The following is a 21,017-nucleotide window of genomic DNA, read 5'->3' as shown; positions in this document are numbered from 1 at the left end:
CCCAACCTGTTCGGCGAGCGCCGAACAGGTTGGGGGTAGTTATGAGCGGTTTGATCAAGAGTTGGTGGTACTTGCAGACGCCGTCAGCGGCCGGCGGGGGAGACGTTCAGCAGACGTCCCGCCAGGCCGCGCGACCGGACGGACAGCTTCGTCGCCACGTCGAGGAGCACCTTGGCCGCTGCCGACTCCGGCACCGCCTTCACGATCGGCGTGCCCGAGTCACCGGTCTCCCGCAGCCGCGGGTCCAGCGGCACCTGCCCGAGCAGCGGCACCTCAGAACCGATGGTCTTGCTCAGGGACTCGGCAACCGCCTGACCGCCGCCGGAACCGAAGACCTCCATGCGCGAGCCGTCGGGCATCTCCAGCCACGACATGTTCTCGATGACACCGGCGACCCGCTGGCGGGTCTGCAGCGCGATCGACCCCGCCCGCTCCGCCACCTCGGCGGCGGCCTGCTGCGGCGTGGTGACGACCAGGATCTCGGCGTTCGGGACCAGCTGCGCCACGGAGATCGCGACGTCGCCGGTACCGGGCGGCAGGTCGAGCAGCAGCACGTCCAGGTCGCCCCAGAACACGTCCGCGAGGAACTGCTGAAGTGCACGGTGCAGCATCGGGCCGCGCCACACGACCGGGGTGTTGCCTGGCGTGAACATGCCGATCGAGATGACCTTCACGCCGTGCGACTGCGGCGGCATGATCATCTTCTCGACCTGGGTGGGGCGGCCGTCCGCGCCCAGCATGCGGGGGATCGAGTGGCCGTAGATGTCCGCGTCGACGATGCCGACCGACAGGCCGCGCGCGGCCATCGCCACGGCCAGGTTCACCGTGACCGACGACTTGCCGACACCGCCCTTGCCGGACGCGACGCAGTACACGCGCGTCAGCGAGCCCGGCTGGGCGAACGGGATGACCGGTTCCTCGGCGCCGCCGCGCAGGGTCTTGCGAAGCTCGGTTCGCTGAGCGTCGCTCATGACGTCCAGGTCCACACGCACGGACGACACGCCGTCGAGCGCCTGGACGGCCTCGGTGACGTCCTTGGTGATCTTGTCCCGCATCGGGCAGCCTGCGACCGTCAGGAACACCCCGACGACCACGGCGCCGTCCGAGCCGACCTCGACGTCCTTGACCATGCCGATCTCGGTGATCGGGCGCCTGATCTCGGGGTCCTGCACACCGGAGAGCGCCTTGCGGACGTCCTCGACGGTGGGGAGGGGCTGCGTGGTGGTCACCCAGCCATGCTACGTCCGGTTCACGCCTGTCCTACCGGCCGGTCACATTTGTGCACAGGCCCAGGTCGTAGCCGGGCGGGCGCTGTCCGTAACATCGACGTTCGTGCCGGAATCGGGTAGTTCCCGGTTGCCCACCCGTGTCGAGCTAGGGGTGTGGCGATCGTTCCTCCGCGCGCATGCACGGATCACGAGGGTCCTCGAGGCCGAACTGATTGCTGAGCAGCGCCTTTCGCTCGCGGCGTACGACGTGCTGGTTCAACTGGCCGAGACGCCTTCCATGCGCATGCGCATGACAGAACTGGCCGATGCCGTCCTGCTGTCCCGCTCTGGCGTGACCCGCCTGGTGGACCGTCTGGAACGTGCGGGCCTCGTCGGGCGGGAACGCGCCGACGGTGACGGACGCGGCATCGTGGCCGTGCTCACACCGCTCGGTGCCGAACGCCTGCGCAGTGCGTCCGCTACCCACCTCGCCGGTGTCGCCGAGCACTTCGGGGAGAGCTTCGGGCCCGGAGAGCTCGAGGCCTTCGGCCGCACGTGTGACCGTCTGGCCGCGGACGACGTGTATCCGTGATCACGGTGGTGGGACTGGTGCACGTCGAGGCTGGCCGCCTCCTCGTTGTGCGCTCACGCAACAAGAAGGCCTTCTACCTGCCGGGCGGCAAGATCGAGGCGGGCGAGTCCCCTCAGGACGCTCTGCGCCGGGAGGTCAGGGAGGAGCTCGGGATCGAGCTCGAAGACCCCGAGGTCCTGAAGCGCTACGTCGCACCCGCCTACGGGGAGGGCGAGGGCGCGATGGTCGACATGACCTGCTTCACGGCACGGCTTCACGGCACACCGCAGCCCACGAGCGAGATCGCCGAGCTCACGTACGTGACGCGCGACGAGTACCGCGAGCACGCCGAAACAGCGCCCGCGATCCACGAGGTCCTGTCGGACCTGGTCGCGGGTGGACAGATCAGGACGTGATCCGGCGCACTTCCGTCATCACCTGGTCATCCACATCGGCCGGGGACAGATCCGTGTACTCCAGCACGTCGTAGATGTCGTCGAGCCGCGCCAGCCCCTCCGCCTGCGGCAGGTCGTGTCCGAAGTTGTTGTGCACCCATTCGGCCAGCTCTCGGGGCGGCATCTTCCCGGCGAGCGTGCGACGAGCCATCAGTCGCAGACCTTCTTCTTTGCCGCCCTCGCTGCCGAGCTCGTGGTGTTCGAGCCCGAGCTCCCGCAGCGCGTCCTCGAGCAACGGCGGCATCTCCTCCCAGGCATGTCGCAGTGACGCCCCGGCCAGCGCGCTGACCGAAGGGCCGTCCACGCCGGCCACGAGCAGCTCGCAGGCCGCACGGACGACGTCGCTCGCTGACCTCTGACCGACGTGCCACAACGCCACGACGTCGCGGAACTCCTCGACCGTCACGGCCGGACCTTCTTGAGGTTGTTCTGCTCCTTCACCAGCTTCTCCAGCTCACCGCGGATGAAGTCACGCGTCGCCACCTCACCCACGGCCAGCCGCAACGCCGCCAGCTCCCGTGCCAGGTACTCGGTGTCCGCCTTGGTCTGCGCCGCCCGCGCCCTGTCCTCCTCCAGCGACACCCGGTCCCGATCGTCCTGCCGGTTCTGCGCGAGCAGGATCAACGGCGCGGCATAGGCGGCCTGTGTCGAGAACGCCAGGTTCAGCAGGATGAACGGGTACGGGTCCCACCGCAGCGTCACCGCGAACAGGTTCAGCGTGATCCACGCGATCACGAGCAGCGTCTGCCAGAACAGGAACTTGCCGGTGCCGAGGAAGCGCGCGAGCCGTTCGGAGAACTGACCGAACGCGTCGGGGTCGATGGTCAGGCGGAAGCCGCGCGGCTCGCGCGGCTGGTCGAGTCTGCGCCTGGGCAGCAGTTCAGGCATGGCTCAGTCCCGTCTCGCGCCAGTTGTCCGGCAGCAGGTGGTCCAGCACGTCGTCCACCGTGACCGCGCCGAGCAGGTGCTCGGCCTCGTCGGTCACCGGTGCGCACACCAGGTTGTAGGTCGCGAAGTAGCGCGTCACGTCGCTCAGCGAGGCGTTCGGCGGCAGTCGCGCGAGGTCCGTGTCGAGCACACCGGCGACCAGGTCGAACGGCGGCTCTCGCAGCAGCCGTTGGATGTGCACGCAGCCGAGATAACGACCGGTCGGCGTCGCGGACGGTGAGCGGCACACGAAGACCATCGATGCCAACGCCGGCGTGAGATCGGGATTTCGCACCCGTGCCAACGCTTCCGCGATCGTCGCGTCCGGCGTGAGGATGATCGGCTCCGGCGTCATCAGGCCGCCCGCCGTGTCGAACGAGTACTCGAGCAGCCGCCGGACCGGTTCGGACTCCTCTGGTTCCATCAGTTCCAGCAGCCGGTCCTTGGTGCCCTCTGCCAGCCCGGCCAGCAGGTCCGCCGCGTCGTCGGGGTTCATCGCCTCCAGGATGTCCGCGGCGCGTTCCTCGTCCAGGTGCGCCAGGACGTCCTTCTGGTCCTCTTCGGACAGTTCCTCGATGACGTCGGCGAGTCGTTCGTCGTCCAGCGCGTCCGCGACCTCGTAGCGGCGTTTGGGCGGCAGCTCGTGCAGTGCGTTCGCCACGTCAGCCGCGCGCATGCCCTCGAACACCGCGACCAGCTGCTGTGCGCCCTGCGGCTGGCCCGCGATCTCGTTCACGCTCAGCCCGCCGATGTCCTCCCACCGCCACACCTGCACCGGTCCCTTGGGGCTGAACCTGCCGGTGCGCTGCCGGGCGGCGACGCGGACCATCCGCCAGTCGCGGGTGCGGGTGAGCTCCATCGCGGCGTCGACGACGATCGCCGTGCCGCCGTCCGCGAGCTGGATCTTGGCGTCCAGCACCTCTCCGATCACCAGCACCTCGTTGACGCGCTGGTGGAACGGCCGCAGGTTGACCGACCCGGTCGCGAGCGTGACCGCGTTCGGCTCGATCGAGGTGAGCCGCAGCATCGGCACGAAGATCCGCCGGCGCGTCACCAGCTCCACGACCATGCCGAGCACGCGCGGCGGCTGCCGGTCGATCCGCAGACTGATCACGACGTCGCGGGCCTTGCCGATCGGTTCGCCGTCGGGGCCGAAGACGGGAAGCCCGGCCAGCTGAGCGATGTAAACCCGGTTCACAGCCACCACATGACCAGGCTAGATCACGATCTGACGGCCCACCCGGCGATCTCTGCGCAGATCACCGCTTGATCCTCCATGTCCTCTTCGAGACACCAGATCCAGTTGGCGACGGCGCGGTACAGCGTCCAGTCGCGCGCCTTCGCCACGTCCAGATCACCCGCGTCGCACAGCGCCAGAAACCGGTCGGTGAGCCCTCTGCGGCCGTCCAGCTCGTCGAACCTGTTCCACAGCAACGGAATCATGCAGTACTCGGGATCGCCGGACAGCGGCTTCGGGTCGATCACCAGCCACGGTTCGCGGTCTCCGCGCAGCACGTTCTCGTAGTGCAGGTCCTCGTTGACCAGCGTCGTGCCCATCGGCCTGGTGCCGGCCTCGCGGGCAGCGTCGAGCAGCTTGCGAGGCACCGCCGGGTGGTTTTCGAGCGTGTTCGCGAACCGGCGCATCTCGCTCGGCGCCTGGATTCCGCGATGGCGGCGCAGCAGCTCGCCGATCACGCCGACCGCCAGCTCGATCGGCTCGTCGTCCAGCGAGTGCGGATCAAGGCGTTCCAGCAGCAACGCGCCGAGTTCTTCGTCGTGGTCCAGCAGCCGCACGGCGCCGTTGCCGTCGTAGAGCCTGAGCGCCAGCGGTTCGTGCTCGCTCTCCCCGTCGACCCAGGTCAGCTTGAGCACGGCGGGATGCCCGTCGGCCCGGCGGACCGGCAGCACGACCGCGCAGAACCCGTTCATCAGTGCACCGTCCGGGGTGAGCTGCCAGCGTGAGCAGGCCTTGGTGGCCAGTGTCGGCAGCTTGGCGACCCACTCCGGCGCGCCCTCCCCGAGTCCCTGTCCGAAGCCCTCCGGCACGGTGATCATGCGCTGAACTCCAGGCGGTACACCGCTTCCCACTCCGGTTTGGTGTTGAGCCGTGCGGTCTTCAAGGCCTGCGTCGTCTCCTCGTCGGGCTCGGTCAGGTGCGCGGTGGCGGGAGCGTCGATGAGGTGCGAGTGCGTGCTGGGGGAGCGGACTGTGACGGTGACCTGCGCCTGGTCGGTGAGGCCAGGTACCTCTTGTTCTGAGCCGCCGGTGATGACCCAGAGGGCGTCGTCACGCCAGTGCGCGTGCACGAGGCGGGGTTCGTGGCCTGGCGAGGTGATCCACACGGCCGCCGCTTTCCGCAGTGCCGCGTCCAGTACTCGAGTGATCTCCACCGGTTCAGCCTGCCAGGCTTTGTGAAACGGGACTCAGCGAATATGCGCCCGGAGATGATGCGTGCCACTGTGGCGCACATAGTTACCGGCCGGTACGAGGAGGTACTCCAGTGGTCGACCAGCAGCGTCCCCGTCGCTCGTGTCTGGCGGTCCCCGGCTCGAGCCAGAAGATGATCGACAAGGCGCGCACGCTGCCGGCGGACAGGTGTTCCTGGACCTGGAGGACGCCTGCGCCCCGCTGGCCAAGCCCGACGCCCGCAAGACCATCGTCGCGTCCCTGAACGAGGGCGGCTGGGGCAACAGGGCCCGCGTCGTGCGCGTCAACGACTGGACGACGGAGTGGACCTACCGCGACGTCACCGAGGTCGTCGAGGGCGCGGGCGCGAACCTCGACTGCATCATGCTGCCGAAGGTCCAGACGCCCGAGCAGATCGTCGCGCTCGACTTCCTGATCACCCAGATCGAGAAGACGATGGGCTACGAGGTCGGCAAGATCGGCATCGAGGCGCAGATCGAGAACGCTCTGGGCCTCGTGAACGTCGACGCGATCGCCACCGCGTCCCCGCGCGTCGAGACGATCATCTTCGGCCCCGCGGACTTCATGGCGTCCATCAACATGAAGTCGCTGGTCGTCGGCGAGCAGCCGCCCGGCTACGACGTCGGCGACGCCTACCACTACATCCTGATGCGGATCCTGATGGCCGCGCGGGCCCACGACAAGCAGGCCATCGACGGCCCCTACCTGCAGATCCGCGACGTCGAGGGCTACAAGCGCGTCGCCGGTCGTTCCGCGGCGCTGGGCTTCGACGGCAAGTGGGTGCTGCACCCCGGCCAGATCGACGCGGCCAACGAGGTCTTCAGCCCGAAGCAGGACGACTACGACCACGCCGAGAACATCCTCGACGCGTACGCCTACTTCACGTCCGAGGCGGGCGGTAAGCGCGGCGCGGTGATGCTCGGCGACGAGATGATCGACGAGGCGTCGCGCAAGATGGCGTTGGTGATCTCCGGCAAGGGGCGTGCCGCCGGCATGTCGCGGTCGAACATCTGGACGCCGCCGGAGGACTGATTTCCGTTACTGATTGTGCGCCACTTCACCCCAACTATCACTGGACGTGTTCGACCGTCACGGGTTGCGTTCAAAACGGGTGAAGTGGCGCACAATCCGTCACCGAAGTTTGCGGTGCGGCCCCCGGTGGGGTGCATGCTCACGGGCATGTCACATTCGAGTAACGGCAAGGGCAGCAGACGGTTGCGGCTCTTCAAACGCCACGAAGACGACCTGCTCGAGCGCAGCCTGCGCAGCTGCCCGGGATGCGATGCCGACGTCCACGTGTTCGCCGACGTCTGCCGCCACTGCGGTGGCGCCCTGGAGATCGCCCTCGCGGGCTGAGCTCAGTAAGTGCTCTGATTGGCCGCCGCGACGATCGCGATGATGATGATCGCCAGGTACAGCAGCCAGCCGGCGATGACGACGTAACCGACGATCACGCCCGCGAGCGCCATGCCGCGGCCGTCCTCCTCGCCCCGCTTGATCCTTCCCATCGCGATGTGGCCGAAGATGACGCCGACGATGGCCGTCACGCCGCAGGTGGCAAGACCCACGCACGACAGCACGAGCGCGAGGATCGCGTTCGTCTGCGGCTTCGGAGGCATGGGTGGCGGGTAGCCGTAGCCGTACATCGGCTGCTGGCCGTACGGGCCAGGCTGCCCTGGCTGGCCGTAGGGCTGCTGCTGCCCGTACGGATCTCCTGGCTGCTGCTTCGGGTTGTACGGGTCGTAGGTCATCGCGGTCCCCCTAGATGTGGTGAGGCGGGATCTTAAGGTCCGCCTACCGAGTTGGTCGCGTGTGGGTGCACGATTCCACCAGTCAGGGATGCTGTTTCGGTACAGCTGACGCGACTGTGTTGCGGTGAGCACACCGCGGTCGCAAACGGGCGTTAACCGGTCCATACTCGCCGGTAACCAAAGCCTTGGAAGGGAAGTGCGATGGCGCGCCTCGCCCAGACCGCGGGTCTCACGGACATCCAGGAAGAAATCCTTGCGACTGTTCGCACGTTCGTGGACAAGGAAATCATTCCGCACGCCCAGACGCTGGAGCACGGCGACACGTACCCCACCGACATCGTCGAGGGCATGAAGGAGATGGGCCTCTTCGGCCTGACGATTCCGGAGGAGCACGGCGGCCTCGGCGAGTCCCTGCTGACCTACGCGCTGGTCGTCGAGCAGATCGCGCGCGGCTGGATGAGCGTCTCCGGTGTCATCAACACCCACTTCATCGTGGCGCACATGCTCAAGCAGCACGGCACGCCCGAGCAGAAGCAGAAGTACCTGCCGCGCATGGCGGCCGGCGAGGTGCGCGGCTCGTTCTCCATGTCCGAGCCGGAGCTCGGCTCCGACGTCGCGGCAATTCGCACGCGGGCGGTCAAGGGCGAGTCGGGTTACACCATCAACGGCCAGAAGATGTGGCTGACGAACGGTGGCACGTCGAACCTCACAGCGGTGCTCGTGAAGACCGACGAGGGCGCGGAGAAGGCGCACCAGAACCTCACGACGTTCCTGGTCGAGAAGCCGGAGGGCTACGGCGAGGTCCTGCCTGGCCTCACGATCCCCGGCAAGATCGACAAGATGGGCTACAAGGGCGTCGACACCACGGAGATGGTGTTCGACGGCTTCGAGATCGCCGCTGACCAGGTTCTGGGCGGTGTCACCGGTCAGGGCTTCCGGCACATGATGGACGGCGTCGAGGTGGGGCGCGTGAACGTGGCCGCCCGCGCGTGCGGCATCGCGATCCGCGCCTTCGAGCTCGCCATCGAGTACGCCCAGCAGCGCAAGACCTTCGGCAAGGCCATCGCCGAGCACCAGGCCATCGCCTTCAAACTCGCCGAGATGGCCACCAAGGTCGAGGCGGCGCACCTGATGATGGTGAACGCGGCCCGTTTGAAGGACTCGGGCCAGCGCAACGACGTCGAGGCCGGTATGGCCAAGCTCATCGCGTCCGAGTACTGCGCCGAGGTGACGCAGGAGGCGTTCCGCATCCACGGCGGCTACGGCTACTCCAAGGAGTACGAGATCGAGCGCCTGATGCGCGAGGCTCCGTTCCTGCTGATCGGCGAGGGCACGTCGGAGATCCAGAAGACGATCATCTCCCGCGGCCTGCTCCGCGACTACCAGTCGCGCGGCTAGAAGGTTCGTCCGTTAGGGGTCAATCTTTCACGAGGGTGGCCCCTAACGGTTTTCCCGTGCGGGCCATAGGGTTCGCTCACTTTGAGCACAGACCTGACACTTCCGGGACCTGTGTCGCCGCCGCACGTGGTCCGCATGGAGCTGGACACGTTCTCTGGCGTCGACCGTCCCGCGCTGGCCCGGTGGTTCGGCGCCCTCTTCACCGACGTCCTGGCACCCCTCTGCCCTGCTTCGGTGGAGGAGCTCGTGTCGGTGGCCCGCGACTACCGGCCATCGGATACAACGCCATGGGGTCCACCGGGTTACGCCCGCCTGCTGCTCTCTTCGGGTGACTTCACCCTTTCTTCGTGGGACAAGGCTCTTTCGGAGCTGCCGTCGTTCCTGCGCGTGCAGCTCGTCCAGCTCGACTTCCAGGGCGTGCCCATGGTCGACGGTGGCTGGTGCGCGGAGATCCTGCTGAAGGACGACCCCTCGTTCCCGCACCAGGTGGTGGTCACCGCCTCCCGCTCGTTGTTCGGTGGCTGGATTTCCCATGTGGTCCAACAGGATTGGCTCTCGGCGTTCCGCTCAGGGGCTGGTGTGGTGCGCGCTTCGGGAGGCTGGATCACGCTGGATCGCGTCGGTGTGCGGACCGCGCACGAGGTCTCCGTGGGTGTGGGGCTCGACGAATCCCTTTTCATGGCCGCGGAGTTGGCCCGCGGCCCGCACTGGGCGACGTTGCTCGGCCCACGTCAAGTCGCTGCTTTGGGTGGTGTGCAAGAGGTTTGCACTTCCGCACCGTGTTTCTCCGTCGACCATCTCGGTGGCGGCCGGATCCTGTTGCAGTTGACCGAACATCTGGACGAAGTGCCCCCGGACGCGGTGCAGAAGCTGGCCGAGTTCCTGCAGCCCGTGTTGCACTGACCCTGCCGGATCCGATCATCGGTGGGACCCTGTCGTGCGTGAGGCCATCACCGAAAACCGATGTGCTGGTAGCCGTGGACACCGCGCTGCGTCCAACGGGCTTCGTCCGCCGCGGTCACGTCTGGCTCCAGGACCGCGGTGACGGCGTCTTCGGATGGCTCGGTTTCGGCGTGACGGGCTCACTCGAGCTCACGCCGCTGGTGGGCGTCTGTTTCAAGCGTTACGACGACGTCTGCCGTGCTCTGGGCCTCGCGACCACCGCTCCGCTGGTCTCCGCACCCCTCGGCTACCTGATGGGCGAGAAACCCGTCTGGCGGTGGGCTTTCGAGCCGGGTGGCGACCATGCGCCGGTCGCCTCGTCACTGGTGAGCGCGTTTCTGATGTACGGCAAGCCGTACATCGACAAGCACGCCAAGTGGGACGCGCTGTCCCGCGAACTCGTCGCGAAGCCGGAGTCGTTGCTCGACTTCGAGCGCGCTCGCAAGCTGGCGATCATCCACGTGATCAACGGGAACGCCGGCGCGGCCGGTGACGTGCTGAAGCGCGAGCGGGAGCGGGTGGCGGACAGCGTGGACGTCTACGCCAGGTCCTACCGCGCGTTCGCGCATCGGTTCGAGCTCGCGTTCCCGTGCTAAGGATTCGAACGCAAGTTTGGAAATCAGCCGGTCAGATGGCGTCAAATGACCATCACATCCACTTCGAGGCCTACGACAAGAAGGACGGCAAGGTCATCGAGAACACGATGGTGGTGATTGTTCCGTGACGCAGCGGCCCCCGGCCGAACTCGACGGCGCCGAGGTGTTCTCCTTCGCTCCGGTCGGCGCGGCACAGAAGCCGACGGGCGGCACGGTTCACTCGGTCTCGGATTTTCCGGACGTCGTGCGCGGCCTGGCCCTGGCCAGGTACAGCGGGGAGAAGACCGTGTACCTCTTCTACTGCGACGAGGAGTCGAACGTCGTCTCCGACACGGCCCACTCGAGCGTTGAGGAGGCGATCGACCAGGCGCGGTTCGAGTTCGAAGGACTTGAGTTCGAACCGCTCCCCTGACGCGGCGCCGGTGTGAAGTGGCGGGTTCGCGGGCTGCAAGTCCGCGAACCCGGCAAACCACCCGTAGGCGTCTGAGCACGCCGCACCGGGCACTGGCAGGATGGAACGATCAGCGCGTCCGACAGAGGTGGTCCCTGTGACGAGTCCGTTCGCCAACTCGAACCGGCCCGGCGTCCCGCCCCGCCTGCCCACCCCGCCGACGGGGTGGCCGATCGGCTCGTACGCCACGTACGAAGAAGCGCAGCGCGCGGTCGACTTCCTTGCGCTGGAAGACTTCCCGGTGCAGGACATCACCGTGGTCGGTGTCGACCTCATGCTCGTGGAACGGGTCACGGGCAAGCTGACGTGGAGCCGCGTCCTCATGACCGGTGCGGCGAGCGGGGCCTGGTTCGGTCTGTTCGTGGGTTTGCTGCTCACGCTCTTCAGCCCTGAGCCCGGGGTCACGGTCGGGCCGGTTCTCACGGGCCTCATCACCGGTGTGTTCTTCGGGCTCGTGTTCGCGGCGGTCGGGTACGGGTCAGCGCGCGGTAAGCGGGACTTCCAGTCGGCCAGTCAGCTGGTCGCCGGGAGGTATGACGTGCTTTGTCACCCCAAGTCGGCTGAGAAGGGGCGTGACCTGCTCGCCAAGCTCGCGATGCGGCCCCCGAACCCCGGGAATTGAGACGCCGGGACAACCTATTGGTTCTGAATCGTTGCTTCCCTTGGTTGCGGCTCCTGATCACCGGGCCTAGGTTCGGTTGACCGGTCCGCCCGGTGCGGCCGGTGGCACGACGAGGTGCCGGGCGCTGCGGTCTGGCTCCTCCGTGTAGTCGGGAAGGAGGCAGGGCCGATGGGTGCGACACGGCGCTATCGACTCGCCGTCGGGGCGGGGGCCGCATTGCTCGCGGCAACAACGCTCACGGCGTGCGGGTCTGGCGGCCAGGGCATCACCGTCAACGTCTACAAGTACAACCAGGAGAACTTCCAGGCGATCGTCGACGGCTGCAACGCCAAGGCCGGTGGGCGCTACAAAATCGTCTACAACAAGCTGCCGCGTGAGGCAGATGGTCAGCGCGAACAGATGGTGCGCAGACTCGCTGCCGAGGACGACAGCATGGACGTTCTCGCGCTCGACGTCACGTGGACCGCGGAGCTGGCGAAGGCGGGCTGGATCAAGGAGTTCACCGGCTCGGTCAAGTCACAGGTGGAGAGCGGCACGCTGAAGACGCCGCTCGACACGGCCACTTACGAGGGCAAGCTGTACGGCGCTCCGGACAACACCAACGTTCAACTCCTCTGGTATCGCTCGGACCTCGTGCCCACGCCGCCGAAGACGTGGGACGAGATGATCTCCATGGCCGAAGCCCTTGTCGCACAAGGGCAGCCCGGCCTGATCGTGGGACAGGGAAAGCAGTACGAGGGGCTCGTCGTGCTGTTCAACACCCTCGTCAACTCCAACGGCGGCACCATCCTCGACGAGAACGGCACCAAGGCGATCGTCGACGACAAGGCCGTACAAGCGTTGGCGGCGTTGAAGAAGCTCGCCACGTCGAAGGCGATCGACCCGTCGTTCTCCAACTCCACGGAGGACCCCGCACGCCTGCTGATGGAGTCCGGCAAAGCGGCGTTCCAGCTCAACTGGCCGTACGTCTACGCGTCGGCGCAGAAGAAACCGGACTTCGCGAAGAACTTCAAGTGGGCGCCGTATCCCACGGTCAGCGGTGAAGCCGCCAAGGTCACCGTCGGCGGGATCAACTACGCCGTCAGCAACTACACCACGCACCCGGACGAGTCGTTCGACGCCGTGCTGTGTCTGCGCGGTGCCGAGAGCCAGAAGCTGGCCGCCCTCAAGGACGGTGTGCCGCCGACCATCAAGTCCGTCTACGACGAGCCTGAGATGGTCGAGGCGTACCCGATGAAGGACGACATCATCAAGACGCTGGAGACCGCGAGTGTGCGGCCGCGCACGCCCGCGTACCAGAACGTTTCCACCGTCATCTCCACGATTCTGTCGCCGCCGGCGAACATCGACCCGCAGGCGACGGCGGACCGGTTGCGTGAGGAACTCCAGAACGCACTCGACTCCAAGGGGGTGCTGCCGTGAGTCACGCGACCGCGGAAAAGGCAGACACGGCGGCGAAACCCGTTGCGCACAAGAAGAAAGTCGCGCTGAGCGAGGGCAAGAGGGCCGAGCGCAAGCTCGGCTGGCTGCTCTGCGCGCCGGCTGCGATCACCATGCTCGCGGTGACCGGCTGGCCGATCCTCTACTCGATCCTGCTGTCGATGCAGCGGTTCGACCTGAAGTTCCCGGACCGCACGGAGTGGATCTGGTTCGACAACTACGTGACGGTGCTGAGCAGCCCGTATTGGTGGGATGCGGTGTGGGTGACGGTGCTGCTCACCGTCTTCACCGTCGCGATCGAACTGGTGCTGGGCATGGCGCTCGCGTTGATCATGCACCGCGCGCTGGTCGGTCGAGGGATCGTGCGGACGACGTCGCTCATCCCGTACGGCATCGTCACGGTCGTGGCCGCGTTCTCCTGGCGGTTCGCCTGGACGCCCGGCACCGGCTACCTCGCCGAAGCGCTCGGCGGGGACCCGGTGCTGACCGAGAAGATCCCGGCTCTGCTGGTCGTGGGTCTCGCGGAGATCTGGAAGACCACGCCGTTCATGGCGCTGTTGCTGATGGCCGGTCTGGCGCTCGTTCCCGACGACCTGCTCAAGGCCGCCGCGATGGACGGTGCGAGCGCGTGGCAGCGGTTCATCAAGATCACGGTTCCGATCATGAAGCCGGCGATCCTGGTGGCACTGCTGTTCCGCACGCTCGACGCGTTCCGCATCTTCGACAACCTCTTCGTGCTCACCGCGGGCTCGCAGGGCACGTCGTCGGTGTCGATGCTGACCTACAACAACCTCATCAAGGGCTTGAACCTCGGCATCGGATCCACGATGTCGGTGCTCATCTTTCTGATGGTGGCGCTGATCGCGTTCATCTTCATCAAGCTCTTCGGAACGGCTGCTCCCGGCAGCAACGACGGGGGGAAGCGCTGATGGCTGGCATCGGAGGAGCCGAGACGACCGGCAAGAAGGTCGGCTGGGGTGTGCTCAACACCGTCGTCGTGATCTACGCGCTGATCCCGGTGCTGTGGATCGCCTCGTTGTCGTTCAAGTCGCCAGCGACGCTCGCGGACGGCAACTTCATCCCGCGGGAATGGAGCCTGGAGAACTACAAGAACATCTTCGCGACGTCGGAGTTCACCAGGGCGCTGATCAACTCCATCGGCATCGCGATCATCGCGACCGTGATCGCCGTGGTGTTCGGCACGATGGCGGCCTACGCCATCGCCAGGCTGGACTTCCCCGGCAAGAACCTGCTGGTCGGCGTCTCGTTGCTGATCGCGATGTTCCCGCAGGTCTCGCTGGTGTCCCCGTTGTTCGAGATCGAGCGTGGGCTCGGCCTGTTCGACACGTGGCCCGGCCTGATCCTGCCGTACATCACGTTCGCGCTGCCGCTCGCGATCTACACCCTGTCGGCGTTCTTCCGCGAGATCCCCTGGGAGCTCGAGAAGGCGGCGAAGATGGACGGTGCGACGCCGGGGCAGGCGTTCCGTCGCGTCATCGCGCCACTGGCCGCGCCGGGTGTGTTCACGACGGCGATCCTGGTGTTCATCTTCTGCTGGAACGACTTCCTGTTCGCGATCTCGCTCACCTCGACCGAGCAGTCGCGGACCGTGCCGGTGGCGCTGTCGTTCTTCACCGGCAGCTCGCAGTTCGAGGACCCGGCCGGTCGATCGCGGCGGCAGCCGTGGTCATCACGATCCCGATCATCCTCTTCGTGTTGTTCTTCCAGCGCCGGATCGTCGCCGGCCTGACCTCCGGCGCCGTCAAGGGGTGAGTTGCTCATGGCAGAAATCGTTCTGGACAAGGTGACCAAGAGGTATCCCGACGGCGCGCTGGCCGTGCAGGAGGTCGACCTCGAGATCGCCGACGGCGAGTTCGTCATCCTGGTCGGGCCGTCCGGCTGCGGGAAGTCCACCACCCTCAACATGATCGCGGGCCTGGAGGACATCACCGACGGAGAGCTGCGCATCGGCGGGCAGCGCGTCAACGAGAGGGCGCCGAAGGACCGCGACATCGCGATGGTCTTCCAGTCCTACGCGCTCTACCCGCACATGACGGTGAAGGAGAACATGGCCTTCCCGTTGCGGCTGGCCAAGGTCGACAACGCCACCGTCGAGCGCAAGGTGCAGGAGGCCGCCGACATCCTGGATCTCACGCAACACCTCGACCGCAAACCGTCCAACCTGTCCGGTGGCCAGCGGCAGCGCGTGGCGATGGGCCGCGCGATCGTGCGCAGCCCCAAGGCGTTCCTGATGGACGAACCGCTGTCCAACTTGGACGCCAAGCTGCGCGTGCAGATGCGGACCTCGGTGTCGCGCCTGCAGAAGCAGCTCGGCACGACCACGGTGTACGTGACGCACGACCAGACCGAGGCGATGACCCTCGGCGACAGGGTCGTGGTCATGCGCGGCGGTGTCGTGCAGCAGATCGGCGCGCCGCAGTTCCTCTACGACCAGCCGGCGAACCTGTTCGTCGCGGGCTTCATCGGCTCCCCGTCGATGAACTTCATGCCGGCGACGCTGGAGAACGGCTCACTGCGTTCGGTTCTCGGCGACGTGACGCTGACGGACCGGGTGCGGCAGCTGGTGGAGGCAGCGGAGGGTCCTCGCGAGGTGATCATGGGCATCCGTCCTGAGCACTTCGAGGACGCTTCCCTGGTCGAAGCCACGGCGCTGGCCTCAGGCGGCAAGTTCACCTCGCAGGTGGACGTGCTCGAGTCGATGGGGTCGGACAAGTACGCCTACTTCAACCTCACGGGCGAGCAGGCGGCGTCGGCCGATCTCCAGGAACTGGCGGCGGACGTGGGATCGGACGACGTGCCGGGTGAGGGCATTTCGCTCGTCACGCGCCTGTCGTCGGCGTCCGGCGCGGTGGAGGGAGCCTCGGCGGACATCTGGTTCGACGCGGACAAGGTGCAGGTCTTCGACCCGTCCACCGGCAGGAACCTGACTTACACGGAACGGTGAATTCTCGTTAGAACGGGCCGCCTTCCCGCTCGGGAAGGCGGCCCGTTTTTCACTCGTTCGGGTTAGGGTGAAAGCCCTGGCGTACTTGGGGCTGATTAGTGCGGCTGCATCTGCCGGGCCGAACTCGCTACGCCATTGGGCGCTCTGCAGCGACGTCTCATCGAAACATCTTCTGCGCGGCTCCGGTTGGTCCGCACGCTTGTCGAAGGCGGGTACAGGACCACAGGGGGGTTCCGGGGAACCGCCGCCGAGTGATGAAAGAGAGCGTGCAATGGGGATCCTGGACGATAAAGCGGTCGTCATCACGGGGGCGGGCCGAGGACTCGGCGAGGCCTACGCGATGCACGCGGCCCTGGCCGGCGCCTCGGTCGTGGTCAACGACAACGACGGTGACCTGGCGGAGCGGGTCGCGGAGCACATCCGCGGGTACGGCGGCCGCGCCGTCGCCTCCAACCACACGGTCGCGGACCCGAGCGAGGCGGCCAAGATCGTCGACCTGTGCGTGGACGAATTCGGCCGCATCGACGGTTTGGTGAACAACGCCGGACTGAACTACGAGACCGCGCCGTGGGAAGACGACCCCGAGACGATCAAGCACGTCGTCGAGGTGAACGTCCTCGGTGTCATTTACGTCGGAATCGCGGCGATGCGGGCGATGCGTTCGTCCGGTGGCGGTTCCATCATCAACATTTCCTCCGGCGCGTCCTTCGGCCAGCGCAAACTCGCCACCTATTCGGCGACCAAGGGCGCGGTGGCGTCGCTGAGCTACTCGTGGGCCCTCGACCTGGAGTCCGAAGGCATCCGCGTGAACGCCGTCTGCCCCGTCGCGCACACGCGGATGGTGTGGAAGTCGGAACGTTCCCTGCGCGCCATTCCGGCCGACCGGACGCCGGGCAAGGTGGCGCCGCTGGTGCTGTTCCTGCTCTCGAGCGCTCCGAGGGCATCACAGGGCAGGTCATCCGCTGCAACGGCCGGCAGCTCCACATCGTCGGCCAGCCGTACTTCAAGCAGCCGATCCTGGAGAGCGACAACTGGGACACCGCTTCGGTGGAGCGGGCGTTCACTGGCGTGTTGCAGGCTCATCTCGAACCGTACGGGTTGGAGAAGAGGATGCCTCCCCGGCTCCGTGCACTGGTGGAGCCTTCGCAGACCGCCTGAGCCCGCTGGTGGGGAGACGTCGCTTCGCCAAGGCGGCGTCTCCCTTTCTCATTTCCACGCCGGGTACGCCGCCGCGACCTCGGCGTAGCGCTCGCTCCAGTTCGGCAGTTCCTCGTCGCTCAGGTGCGCCCGCATCCGGTCGAGGAAGGCGTGCGTTCCCGGGACGAAGCCCAATGCGTTGCGTTCGGACAGTCCGCGGTGGGTGAAGGTCAGCAGGGTCTCGTCGCCATCGGATTCGAGTTCGTAGCGGACGACGCTGTCCTCCACGATTCGTTGCTGCCACTCGTGTTCGAAGACCGCGCGGCCCTGGTGCGGCGGCTGCCAGGTCAGGATGCGGCCCGTGACGCGCTTGGCCTCCGGTGGAGCGGGCGGGTCCTCCGGCTCGATGACGATCTCTCCGTCCTCGATTCGCGTTGTGCCGAGCCATGCCTTGCGTTCGGCGGGATCGGTGATCGCGGCCCAGACGCGGTCGATCGGGAACGGCAGCCTGCGCTCGAACGTGAGGATCGCGTGGTCGCCGTTCATCGTCACGGTGCCGAGGTCGTTCATCGGTCCTCCAGGTGCTGTTCCAGTGCGTCGAGGTGGTTGCGCCAATAGCGGCGGTACGGCGTGATCCAGGTGTCGATCTGTTGCAGGCCATCGGGTTTCAGTGCGTAGATGCGGCGCTGGCCGTCCGGGTGGACCTCGACCAGGCCGACTTCTCGCAGGACGCGGAGATGCCGGGACACGGCGGGCTGGGTCAGCGTCGGCAGGCTGTCCACGAGTTCGCCCGCGGTGCGGTCGCGTTCGGCCAGCAGACCCAGCAGGTGCCGGCGGTTCGGTTCGGCCACGGCCTCGAAGACGTCCACGATCCGAACATAACTCGTGGCGTATATAAGCGCAAGTGTATATAGGTGATCAGGTGACGTTTTCGCACGTCACACGGATGGCTGCCGAAATTGTCGGTGCTGGATGTCACCATCGGGACATGGCCGAGCGCAAACCCAGAGTCACCGACTGGCGACTCGTCGTGCAGTCCCGGTTGGACCGGGTCCGCGCGGATCTGGCCGCGCTCGGACCGTCGGATCCCGTCGATCCCGAGGGCGACGTGTGGCGTCGCACCGCCGAGGAGCAGGCGGCGGTGGTGGAGGCGATGCTCAGCGACCGCGAGCCGTGGTGGCGGATGGTGCCGTCGTGGTGGTCGGGCTGGTACATCGAACGGGCGTGGCGCGCCCTGCACGAGGCCGAGGTGGCGACGATCTCGGCGGAGCGCGGTTTCCTGGGCAGGTTGCCGGGCCTGCGGGCGCGTGTGGCGCAGTACCTCGACGACGACGATCCACGCCGCCGAGCCCTGGAGGCGTTGCGGCCGGGGGAGTTCGCGCCCGCGGTGGAGCGCGCGATCGTGGTCGACGCGCTGCGGGCCGCCTACGACAACTCGGACTTCGCGCACGCCGGATCACGCGCGTTGCGCAACAAGCTGATCGCGGCCTCGCTGGTGCTGTTCGTGATCAACACCGTGCTCGGCGTCGTCGGCATCGTGAAGCCGGGCATCATCCCGCTGTGCGTCGACCCGAAGGAGAACGCGCTGCCGACGGTGTGCCCAGGCGGCACCGCCAAGGCGTCCGGTGTGGACGTGTGGCTGGTGCAGGTGCTCGGCTCGTTCGGCGCGGTGCTGGCCGCCGTGGTCCTGCTCTTACGCCGCCGGCCATCGCTCTCGCCGTACGTGATGATCGGCTACCAGGCGCTGATCAAGATCATGCTCGGTGCGGCACTGGCGGTGGTCGGGATTCTGGCCCTCGGAGCGGGCGTCACGAGCGGGCTGATCGGGATTCCTTCTGCGGCAGCGCTGCTGCTGTGGGCGGTGATCTTCGGGTACGCACAACAGATCGGAACTCGGTTGCTGGACAAGTACACGGACGAGGTGCTGGACCAGGCGCGGCCGCTGCCGACGCGGACGGCCCGCGGGTGGCGCCTCGATGAGCGTCTCGGAACGGGTCGCCGCTCGGGTCAGCCGCGACTTCGGTGCGGAGGCGGAGGAGGCTTTGGGCGCGTTGGCCCTGGCCGAGACCGGCAACCAGGACGTTGAGCGCGTCCACGCCGCGCTTGTGTTGATGGCGGAGGGGAGCGCGGAGAGGTTGTGGAAGGCCGTCGAGCTGAGCGCGTTGGACTGGCGCGACGTGCTCATGAACGGCGGCATGGCTTACGGCGACTGGCCCGAGGTGCTCGACCGCGAGTTCGGTCCGGTCAGCTGACGGTGCGCTGGTAGCTGAACAGCTCGTCGGTGCTGTCGTACCGGGTGAAGCCCGCCTTCTCCAGCACGCGGGCGGAGGCCGGGTTGGCACGCTCGACGTTGGCGTGGACGGTGTGCACGCCGTCCAACGACAGCGCGAACGAGGTCAGCGCAGCGGTGGCCTCCGAGGCGTAGCCGCGTCCCTGGCGTGACGGCACCACGCCGTAACCGATCTCCAGCCTGTCGAAGCCCGGCTCTCCGAACGTCTTGCGAAGGTCAGCAGCGCTGCCGTTCGGCCAGCCTCGCCACCGCGAGTACCTGAGCAGCGGCCGGCGACGGGAGGCTGAACTAACCGCGGTGTCCTCGTCCGTGCGACTGGGTTTCCTCGCGCACGGCGTTGATCACGTCGGCGTCCCACCGGTGCGTGCGGATGAGCCGGTACCGCTCAGCCGCGACCCACATGTAGGCCTCGGTCTCGGTCCGGTCGCCGATCATCTCGGCCTGCCGCAGCATCGCCACGACCGGCTTGTACTCGTCGGCGTACCAGCGCCGCGCGACCTCGCCTCGATCGAGGAGCTGGCCGGTGTCCTGCATCAACCGGAAGCCCCACGCCTCGATGTGCTCGCCGAGCTCGGCGTAGTCCCACGGGTCCGACAGGACGACGGCGGCGCGAGCCTCGCCGGTCAGCGGGACGCGTTCCAGGAACAGCCGCCGGTAGTCCTTCACGATCAGGTCGCCGCGATACCGGATTCCGGCGGCGTTCACGCGCGTGATCACCTGGGTCACGTAGGCGTCGATCACCGACAGGCCCAGCGCGTGCGCCACCGACACCCGGTGGTGGCCGTCGATGATGAAGTGCAGCTCGCCGATCCGGTAGACCTCGATCGGCGGGACGCTCTCGCCTCGCCGCGCGGCCAGCGCAAGCCGCTGCCACCGCTCGCGGACACGACCGGAGGTGGGGCGGAAGCGGCGGTCGAAGTCGCGGGTGCGGTCGACGCTGCCGACGATCGAGTCGAGGCGGATGGGCTGCAGGCCCAGGCGTTTCTCGGACACCATGCCGAGCGCCTCCACGACCTCGTGGAACGGCAGCATGATGTTCACGTCGTCCGGCTCGCGGCGCAGCCAGGCGGCCAGGCGCGACATCACCTGGCGGCGGCGGGCGCGGAGGAAGTCGTTCTCGGCGTCGGCCACGGGAAAACCGGTGTCACGTCTCATCGTGAGCTCCCGAAACGTCCAGCACTTTGTATCCGACGACGTTGACCACGCGAGTGTCGCCGAGATGACGATCTGGCCGTGGCACGCCGTGCGGGTGGATGTGGCCGTGCAGCATGAACGGAGGCTGCAACCGCGAGACCAAGCCACGGAAACACTCGAACCCACGGTGCGGTGCATCCGGTTCGTCGCCGCAGTCCAACGGCGGCGAGTGGGTCAGCAGCACGTCCACGCCACGTCCGTCCCGCAGCCTGCGCCACCCGGCCAGCCGGGACACCCGGCGGGCGCGGCGGGCCTGCTGCCGTTCCGTCCACTGGTTCGGGCACCTGTTGTAGCGGATCGAACCACCGAGACCGGCGATGCGCAGGCCGGCGACGTCGATCACGCGTTCGTCCGCGTTCACCGCACCGGTTGGACCTGGCCAGCGCACCGGCACGCCCGCCTTTGTCCACAGGCCGCGCACGTTGGAGTAGCCGGAGAGATCGACGTCGTGGTTGCCGGGGACGAAGACCAGGGGCTTGTCCAGCGCGTTGGCCAGAAACTCCAGGTAGTCGAACGGGAGGTCGCCGGCCGCGACGATCAGGTCCACCTCGAGCTGGTGCACCTGATCGGTCCACAGCTGTTCGACGATCTCATCCGCCACCGCGAGCACCCGAACCATTCCAGCAGCGTAATGAGGCTCGTC

At 67.2% G+C, this 21,017-nt stretch carries 25 protein-coding genes and 3 pseudogenes; 16 read left to right on the top strand and 12 right to left on the bottom strand.

The features are described 5' to 3' along the window. Nucleotides 1-83: 83 nt before the first annotated feature. On the bottom strand, nt 84-1,229 hold the full coding sequence (locus FXN61_RS06945; RefSeq protein ID WP_167971336.1) for an Mrp/NBP35 family ATP-binding protein: 1,146 nt from the start codon (nt 1,227-1,229) through the stop codon (nt 84-86). 103 nt (nt 1,230-1,332) lie between these two features. On the opposite strand from FXN61_RS06945, the gene FXN61_RS06940 reads away from it, so the two are divergent. Both FXN61_RS06940 and FXN61_RS06935 read left to right on the top strand, forming a co-directional pair. Next, nucleotides 1,333-1,800, top strand: a complete 468-nt coding sequence (locus FXN61_RS06940) for a MarR family winged helix-turn-helix transcriptional regulator (RefSeq protein WP_167971364.1) — start codon at nt 1,333-1,335, stop codon at nt 1,798-1,800. Beyond that, nucleotides 1,797-2,195, top strand: a complete 399-nt coding sequence (locus FXN61_RS06935; protein ID WP_167971334.1) for an NUDIX hydrolase — start codon at nt 1,797-1,799, stop codon at nt 2,193-2,195. The genes FXN61_RS06940 and FXN61_RS06935 overlap by 4 nt, the downstream gene beginning before the upstream one ends. On the opposite strand, the gene FXN61_RS06930 is transcribed toward FXN61_RS06935, so the two are convergent. From FXN61_RS06930 to FXN61_RS06910, 5 genes are read right to left on the bottom strand one after another with little or no spacing between them, the layout of a single operon-like run. After that, nucleotides 2,185-2,640, bottom strand: coding sequence for a hypothetical protein (locus FXN61_RS06930; RefSeq protein WP_167971332.1), 456 nt, complete (start codon nt 2,638-2,640; stop codon nt 2,185-2,187). The genes FXN61_RS06935 and FXN61_RS06930 overlap by 11 nt on opposite strands. Beyond that, nucleotides 2,637-3,122, bottom strand: coding sequence for a DUF1003 domain-containing protein (locus FXN61_RS06925; protein WP_167971331.1), 486 nt, complete (start codon nt 3,120-3,122; stop codon nt 2,637-2,639). The genes FXN61_RS06930 and FXN61_RS06925 overlap by 4 nt, the downstream gene beginning before the upstream one ends. Further along, nucleotides 3,115-4,368: a magnesium transporter MgtE N-terminal domain-containing protein gene (locus FXN61_RS06920; RefSeq protein WP_167971330.1), complete on the bottom strand. Its 1,254-nt coding sequence runs from the start codon at nt 4,366-4,368 to the stop codon at nt 3,115-3,117. Before FXN61_RS06920 ends, FXN61_RS06925 begins: the two co-directional genes overlap by 8 nt. Before the next feature lie 14 nt (nt 4,369-4,382). Then, entirely contained in the window at nt 4,383-5,216 is an 834-nt protein-coding gene (locus FXN61_RS06915) for an aminoglycoside phosphotransferase family protein (RefSeq protein ID WP_167971329.1), read from the bottom strand. Next, nucleotides 5,213-5,551: a hypothetical protein gene (locus tag FXN61_RS06910; protein WP_312877587.1), complete on the bottom strand. Its 339-nt coding sequence runs from the start codon at nt 5,549-5,551 to the stop codon at nt 5,213-5,215. The genes FXN61_RS06915 and FXN61_RS06910 overlap by 4 nt, the downstream gene beginning before the upstream one ends. 170 nt (nt 5,552-5,721) lie before the next feature. On the opposite strand from FXN61_RS06910, the pseudogene FXN61_RS06905 reads away from it, so the two are divergent. Then, nucleotides 5,722-6,620 (top strand): annotated as a pseudogene (locus FXN61_RS06905) (HpcH/HpaI aldolase/citrate lyase family protein). Between the two features lie 147 nt (nt 6,621-6,767). Beyond that, nucleotides 6,768-6,944, top strand: coding sequence for a hypothetical protein (locus FXN61_RS06900; protein WP_167971328.1), 177 nt, complete (start codon nt 6,768-6,770; stop codon nt 6,942-6,944). A gap of 2 nt (nt 6,945-6,946) precedes the next feature. On the opposite strand, the gene FXN61_RS06895 is transcribed toward FXN61_RS06900, so the two are convergent. Then, a complete protein-coding gene (locus FXN61_RS06895; RefSeq protein ID WP_167971327.1) occupies nt 6,947-7,339 on the bottom strand; it encodes a DUF4190 domain-containing protein in 393 nt (130 codons plus the stop codon). Nucleotides 7,340-7,540: 201 nt separating this feature from the next. Here FXN61_RS06895 and FXN61_RS06890 point away from each other — a divergent pair, with 201 nt between their 5' ends. From FXN61_RS06890 to FXN61_RS06845, 10 genes and pseudogenes are all read left to right on the top strand, one after another. Continuing rightward, nucleotides 7,541-8,737, top strand: a complete 1,197-nt coding sequence (locus FXN61_RS06890) for an acyl-CoA dehydrogenase family protein (RefSeq protein ID WP_167971326.1) — start codon at nt 7,541-7,543, stop codon at nt 8,735-8,737. 135 nt (nt 8,738-8,872) lie between these two features. Further along, on the top strand, nt 8,873-9,640 hold the full coding sequence (locus tag FXN61_RS06885; protein WP_167971325.1) for a DUF3396 domain-containing protein: 768 nt from the start codon (nt 8,873-8,875) through the stop codon (nt 9,638-9,640). 38 nt (nt 9,641-9,678) lie between these two features. Further along, the gene (locus tag FXN61_RS06880; RefSeq protein ID WP_167971324.1) at nt 9,679-10,275 is read left to right on the top strand and encodes a hypothetical protein; all 597 of its coding nucleotides are present in this window, start codon (nt 9,679-9,681) and stop codon (nt 10,273-10,275) included. 124 nt (nt 10,276-10,399) lie between these two features. Then, the gene (locus FXN61_RS06875; protein ID WP_167971323.1) at nt 10,400-10,687 is read left to right on the top strand and encodes a hypothetical protein; all 288 of its coding nucleotides are present in this window, start codon (nt 10,400-10,402) and stop codon (nt 10,685-10,687) included. Nucleotides 10,688-10,787: 100 nt separating this feature from the next. Next, nucleotides 10,788-11,348, top strand: coding sequence for a YflT domain-containing protein (locus FXN61_RS06870; RefSeq protein WP_167971322.1), 561 nt, complete (start codon nt 10,788-10,790; stop codon nt 11,346-11,348). A 168-nt stretch (nt 11,349-11,516) separates the two neighbouring features. Continuing rightward, the gene (locus FXN61_RS06865) at nt 11,517-12,770 is read left to right on the top strand and encodes an ABC transporter substrate-binding protein (protein ID WP_167971321.1); all 1,254 of its coding nucleotides are present in this window, start codon (nt 11,517-11,519) and stop codon (nt 12,768-12,770) included. Continuing rightward, nucleotides 12,767-13,717 (top strand): carbohydrate ABC transporter permease, encoded by a 951-nt coding sequence (locus FXN61_RS06860; protein ID WP_167971319.1) that lies wholly within the window; start codon nt 12,767-12,769, stop codon nt 13,715-13,717. The genes FXN61_RS06865 and FXN61_RS06860 overlap by 4 nt, the downstream gene beginning before the upstream one ends. Next, nucleotides 13,717-14,561, top strand: a pseudogene (locus FXN61_RS06855) (carbohydrate ABC transporter permease). Before FXN61_RS06860 ends, FXN61_RS06855 begins: the two are co-directional and overlap by 1 nt. 7 nt (nt 14,562-14,568) lie before the next feature. Continuing rightward, on the top strand, nt 14,569-15,753 hold the full coding sequence (locus tag FXN61_RS06850; protein WP_167971317.1) for an ABC transporter ATP-binding protein: 1,185 nt from the start codon (nt 14,569-14,571) through the stop codon (nt 15,751-15,753). Between the two features lie 271 nt (nt 15,754-16,024). Continuing rightward, nucleotides 16,025-16,911: pseudogene (locus tag FXN61_RS06845) on the top strand (SDR family NAD(P)-dependent oxidoreductase). Nucleotides 16,912-16,959: 48 nt separating this feature from the next. Here FXN61_RS06845 and FXN61_RS06840 read toward each other — a convergent pair. Together FXN61_RS06840 and FXN61_RS06835 are read right to left on the bottom strand one after the other, a co-directional pair. Next, nucleotides 16,960-17,460 carry an SRPBCC domain-containing protein gene (locus tag FXN61_RS06840; protein WP_167971315.1) on the bottom strand — a complete coding sequence of 167 codons (501 nt, stop codon included), beginning with the start codon at nt 17,458-17,460 and terminating at the stop codon, nt 16,960-16,962. After that, complete coding sequence (locus tag FXN61_RS06835) at nt 17,457-17,759, bottom strand: ArsR/SmtB family transcription factor (RefSeq protein ID WP_167971313.1); 303 nt, start codon at nt 17,757-17,759, stop codon at nt 17,457-17,459. Before FXN61_RS06835 ends, FXN61_RS06840 begins: the two co-directional genes overlap by 4 nt. Nucleotides 17,760-17,878: 119 nt before the next feature. Between FXN61_RS06835 and FXN61_RS06830 the strand changes: the two genes are divergently transcribed. Together FXN61_RS06830 and FXN61_RS06825 are read left to right on the top strand one after the other, a co-directional pair. Next, the gene (locus FXN61_RS06830; protein ID WP_246290880.1) at nt 17,879-18,976 is read left to right on the top strand and encodes a hypothetical protein; all 1,098 of its coding nucleotides are present in this window, start codon (nt 17,879-17,881) and stop codon (nt 18,974-18,976) included. A 25-nt stretch (nt 18,977-19,001) separates the two neighbouring features. Beyond that, on the top strand, nt 19,002-19,142 hold the full coding sequence (locus tag FXN61_RS06825) for a hypothetical protein (RefSeq protein ID WP_167971311.1): 141 nt from the start codon (nt 19,002-19,004) through the stop codon (nt 19,140-19,142). On the opposite strand, the gene FXN61_RS06820 is transcribed toward FXN61_RS06825, so the two are convergent. The 3 genes from FXN61_RS06820 to FXN61_RS06810 all read right to left on the bottom strand — a co-directional run bounded on the left by FXN61_RS06820 (nt 19,135) and on the right by FXN61_RS06810 (nt 20,993). Next, the gene (locus FXN61_RS06820; protein ID WP_246290891.1) at nt 19,135-19,359 is read right to left on the bottom strand and encodes a GNAT family N-acetyltransferase; all 225 of its coding nucleotides are present in this window, start codon (nt 19,357-19,359) and stop codon (nt 19,135-19,137) included. The two genes, FXN61_RS06825 and FXN61_RS06820, sit on opposite strands and share 8 nt — an antisense overlap. A 109-nt stretch (nt 19,360-19,468) precedes the next feature. Continuing rightward, on the bottom strand, nt 19,469-20,335 hold the full coding sequence (locus FXN61_RS06815; protein ID WP_167971309.1) for a ParB N-terminal domain-containing protein: 867 nt from the start codon (nt 20,333-20,335) through the stop codon (nt 19,469-19,471). Then, the gene (locus FXN61_RS06810) at nt 20,325-20,993 is read right to left on the bottom strand and encodes a metallophosphoesterase family protein (RefSeq protein ID WP_167971307.1); all 669 of its coding nucleotides are present in this window, start codon (nt 20,991-20,993) and stop codon (nt 20,325-20,327) included. Before FXN61_RS06810 ends, FXN61_RS06815 begins: the two co-directional genes overlap by 11 nt. Nucleotides 20,994-21,017: the final 24 nt, after the last annotated feature.

Source organism: Lentzea indica, assembly GCF_012184385.1.
Classification (GTDB): Bacteria; Actinomycetota; Actinomycetes; order Mycobacteriales; family Pseudonocardiaceae; genus Lentzea; species Lentzea indica.
The sequence above is the reverse complement of the archived record's forward strand: the minus strand, read 5'-3'. Positions and strand labels throughout refer to the sequence as shown.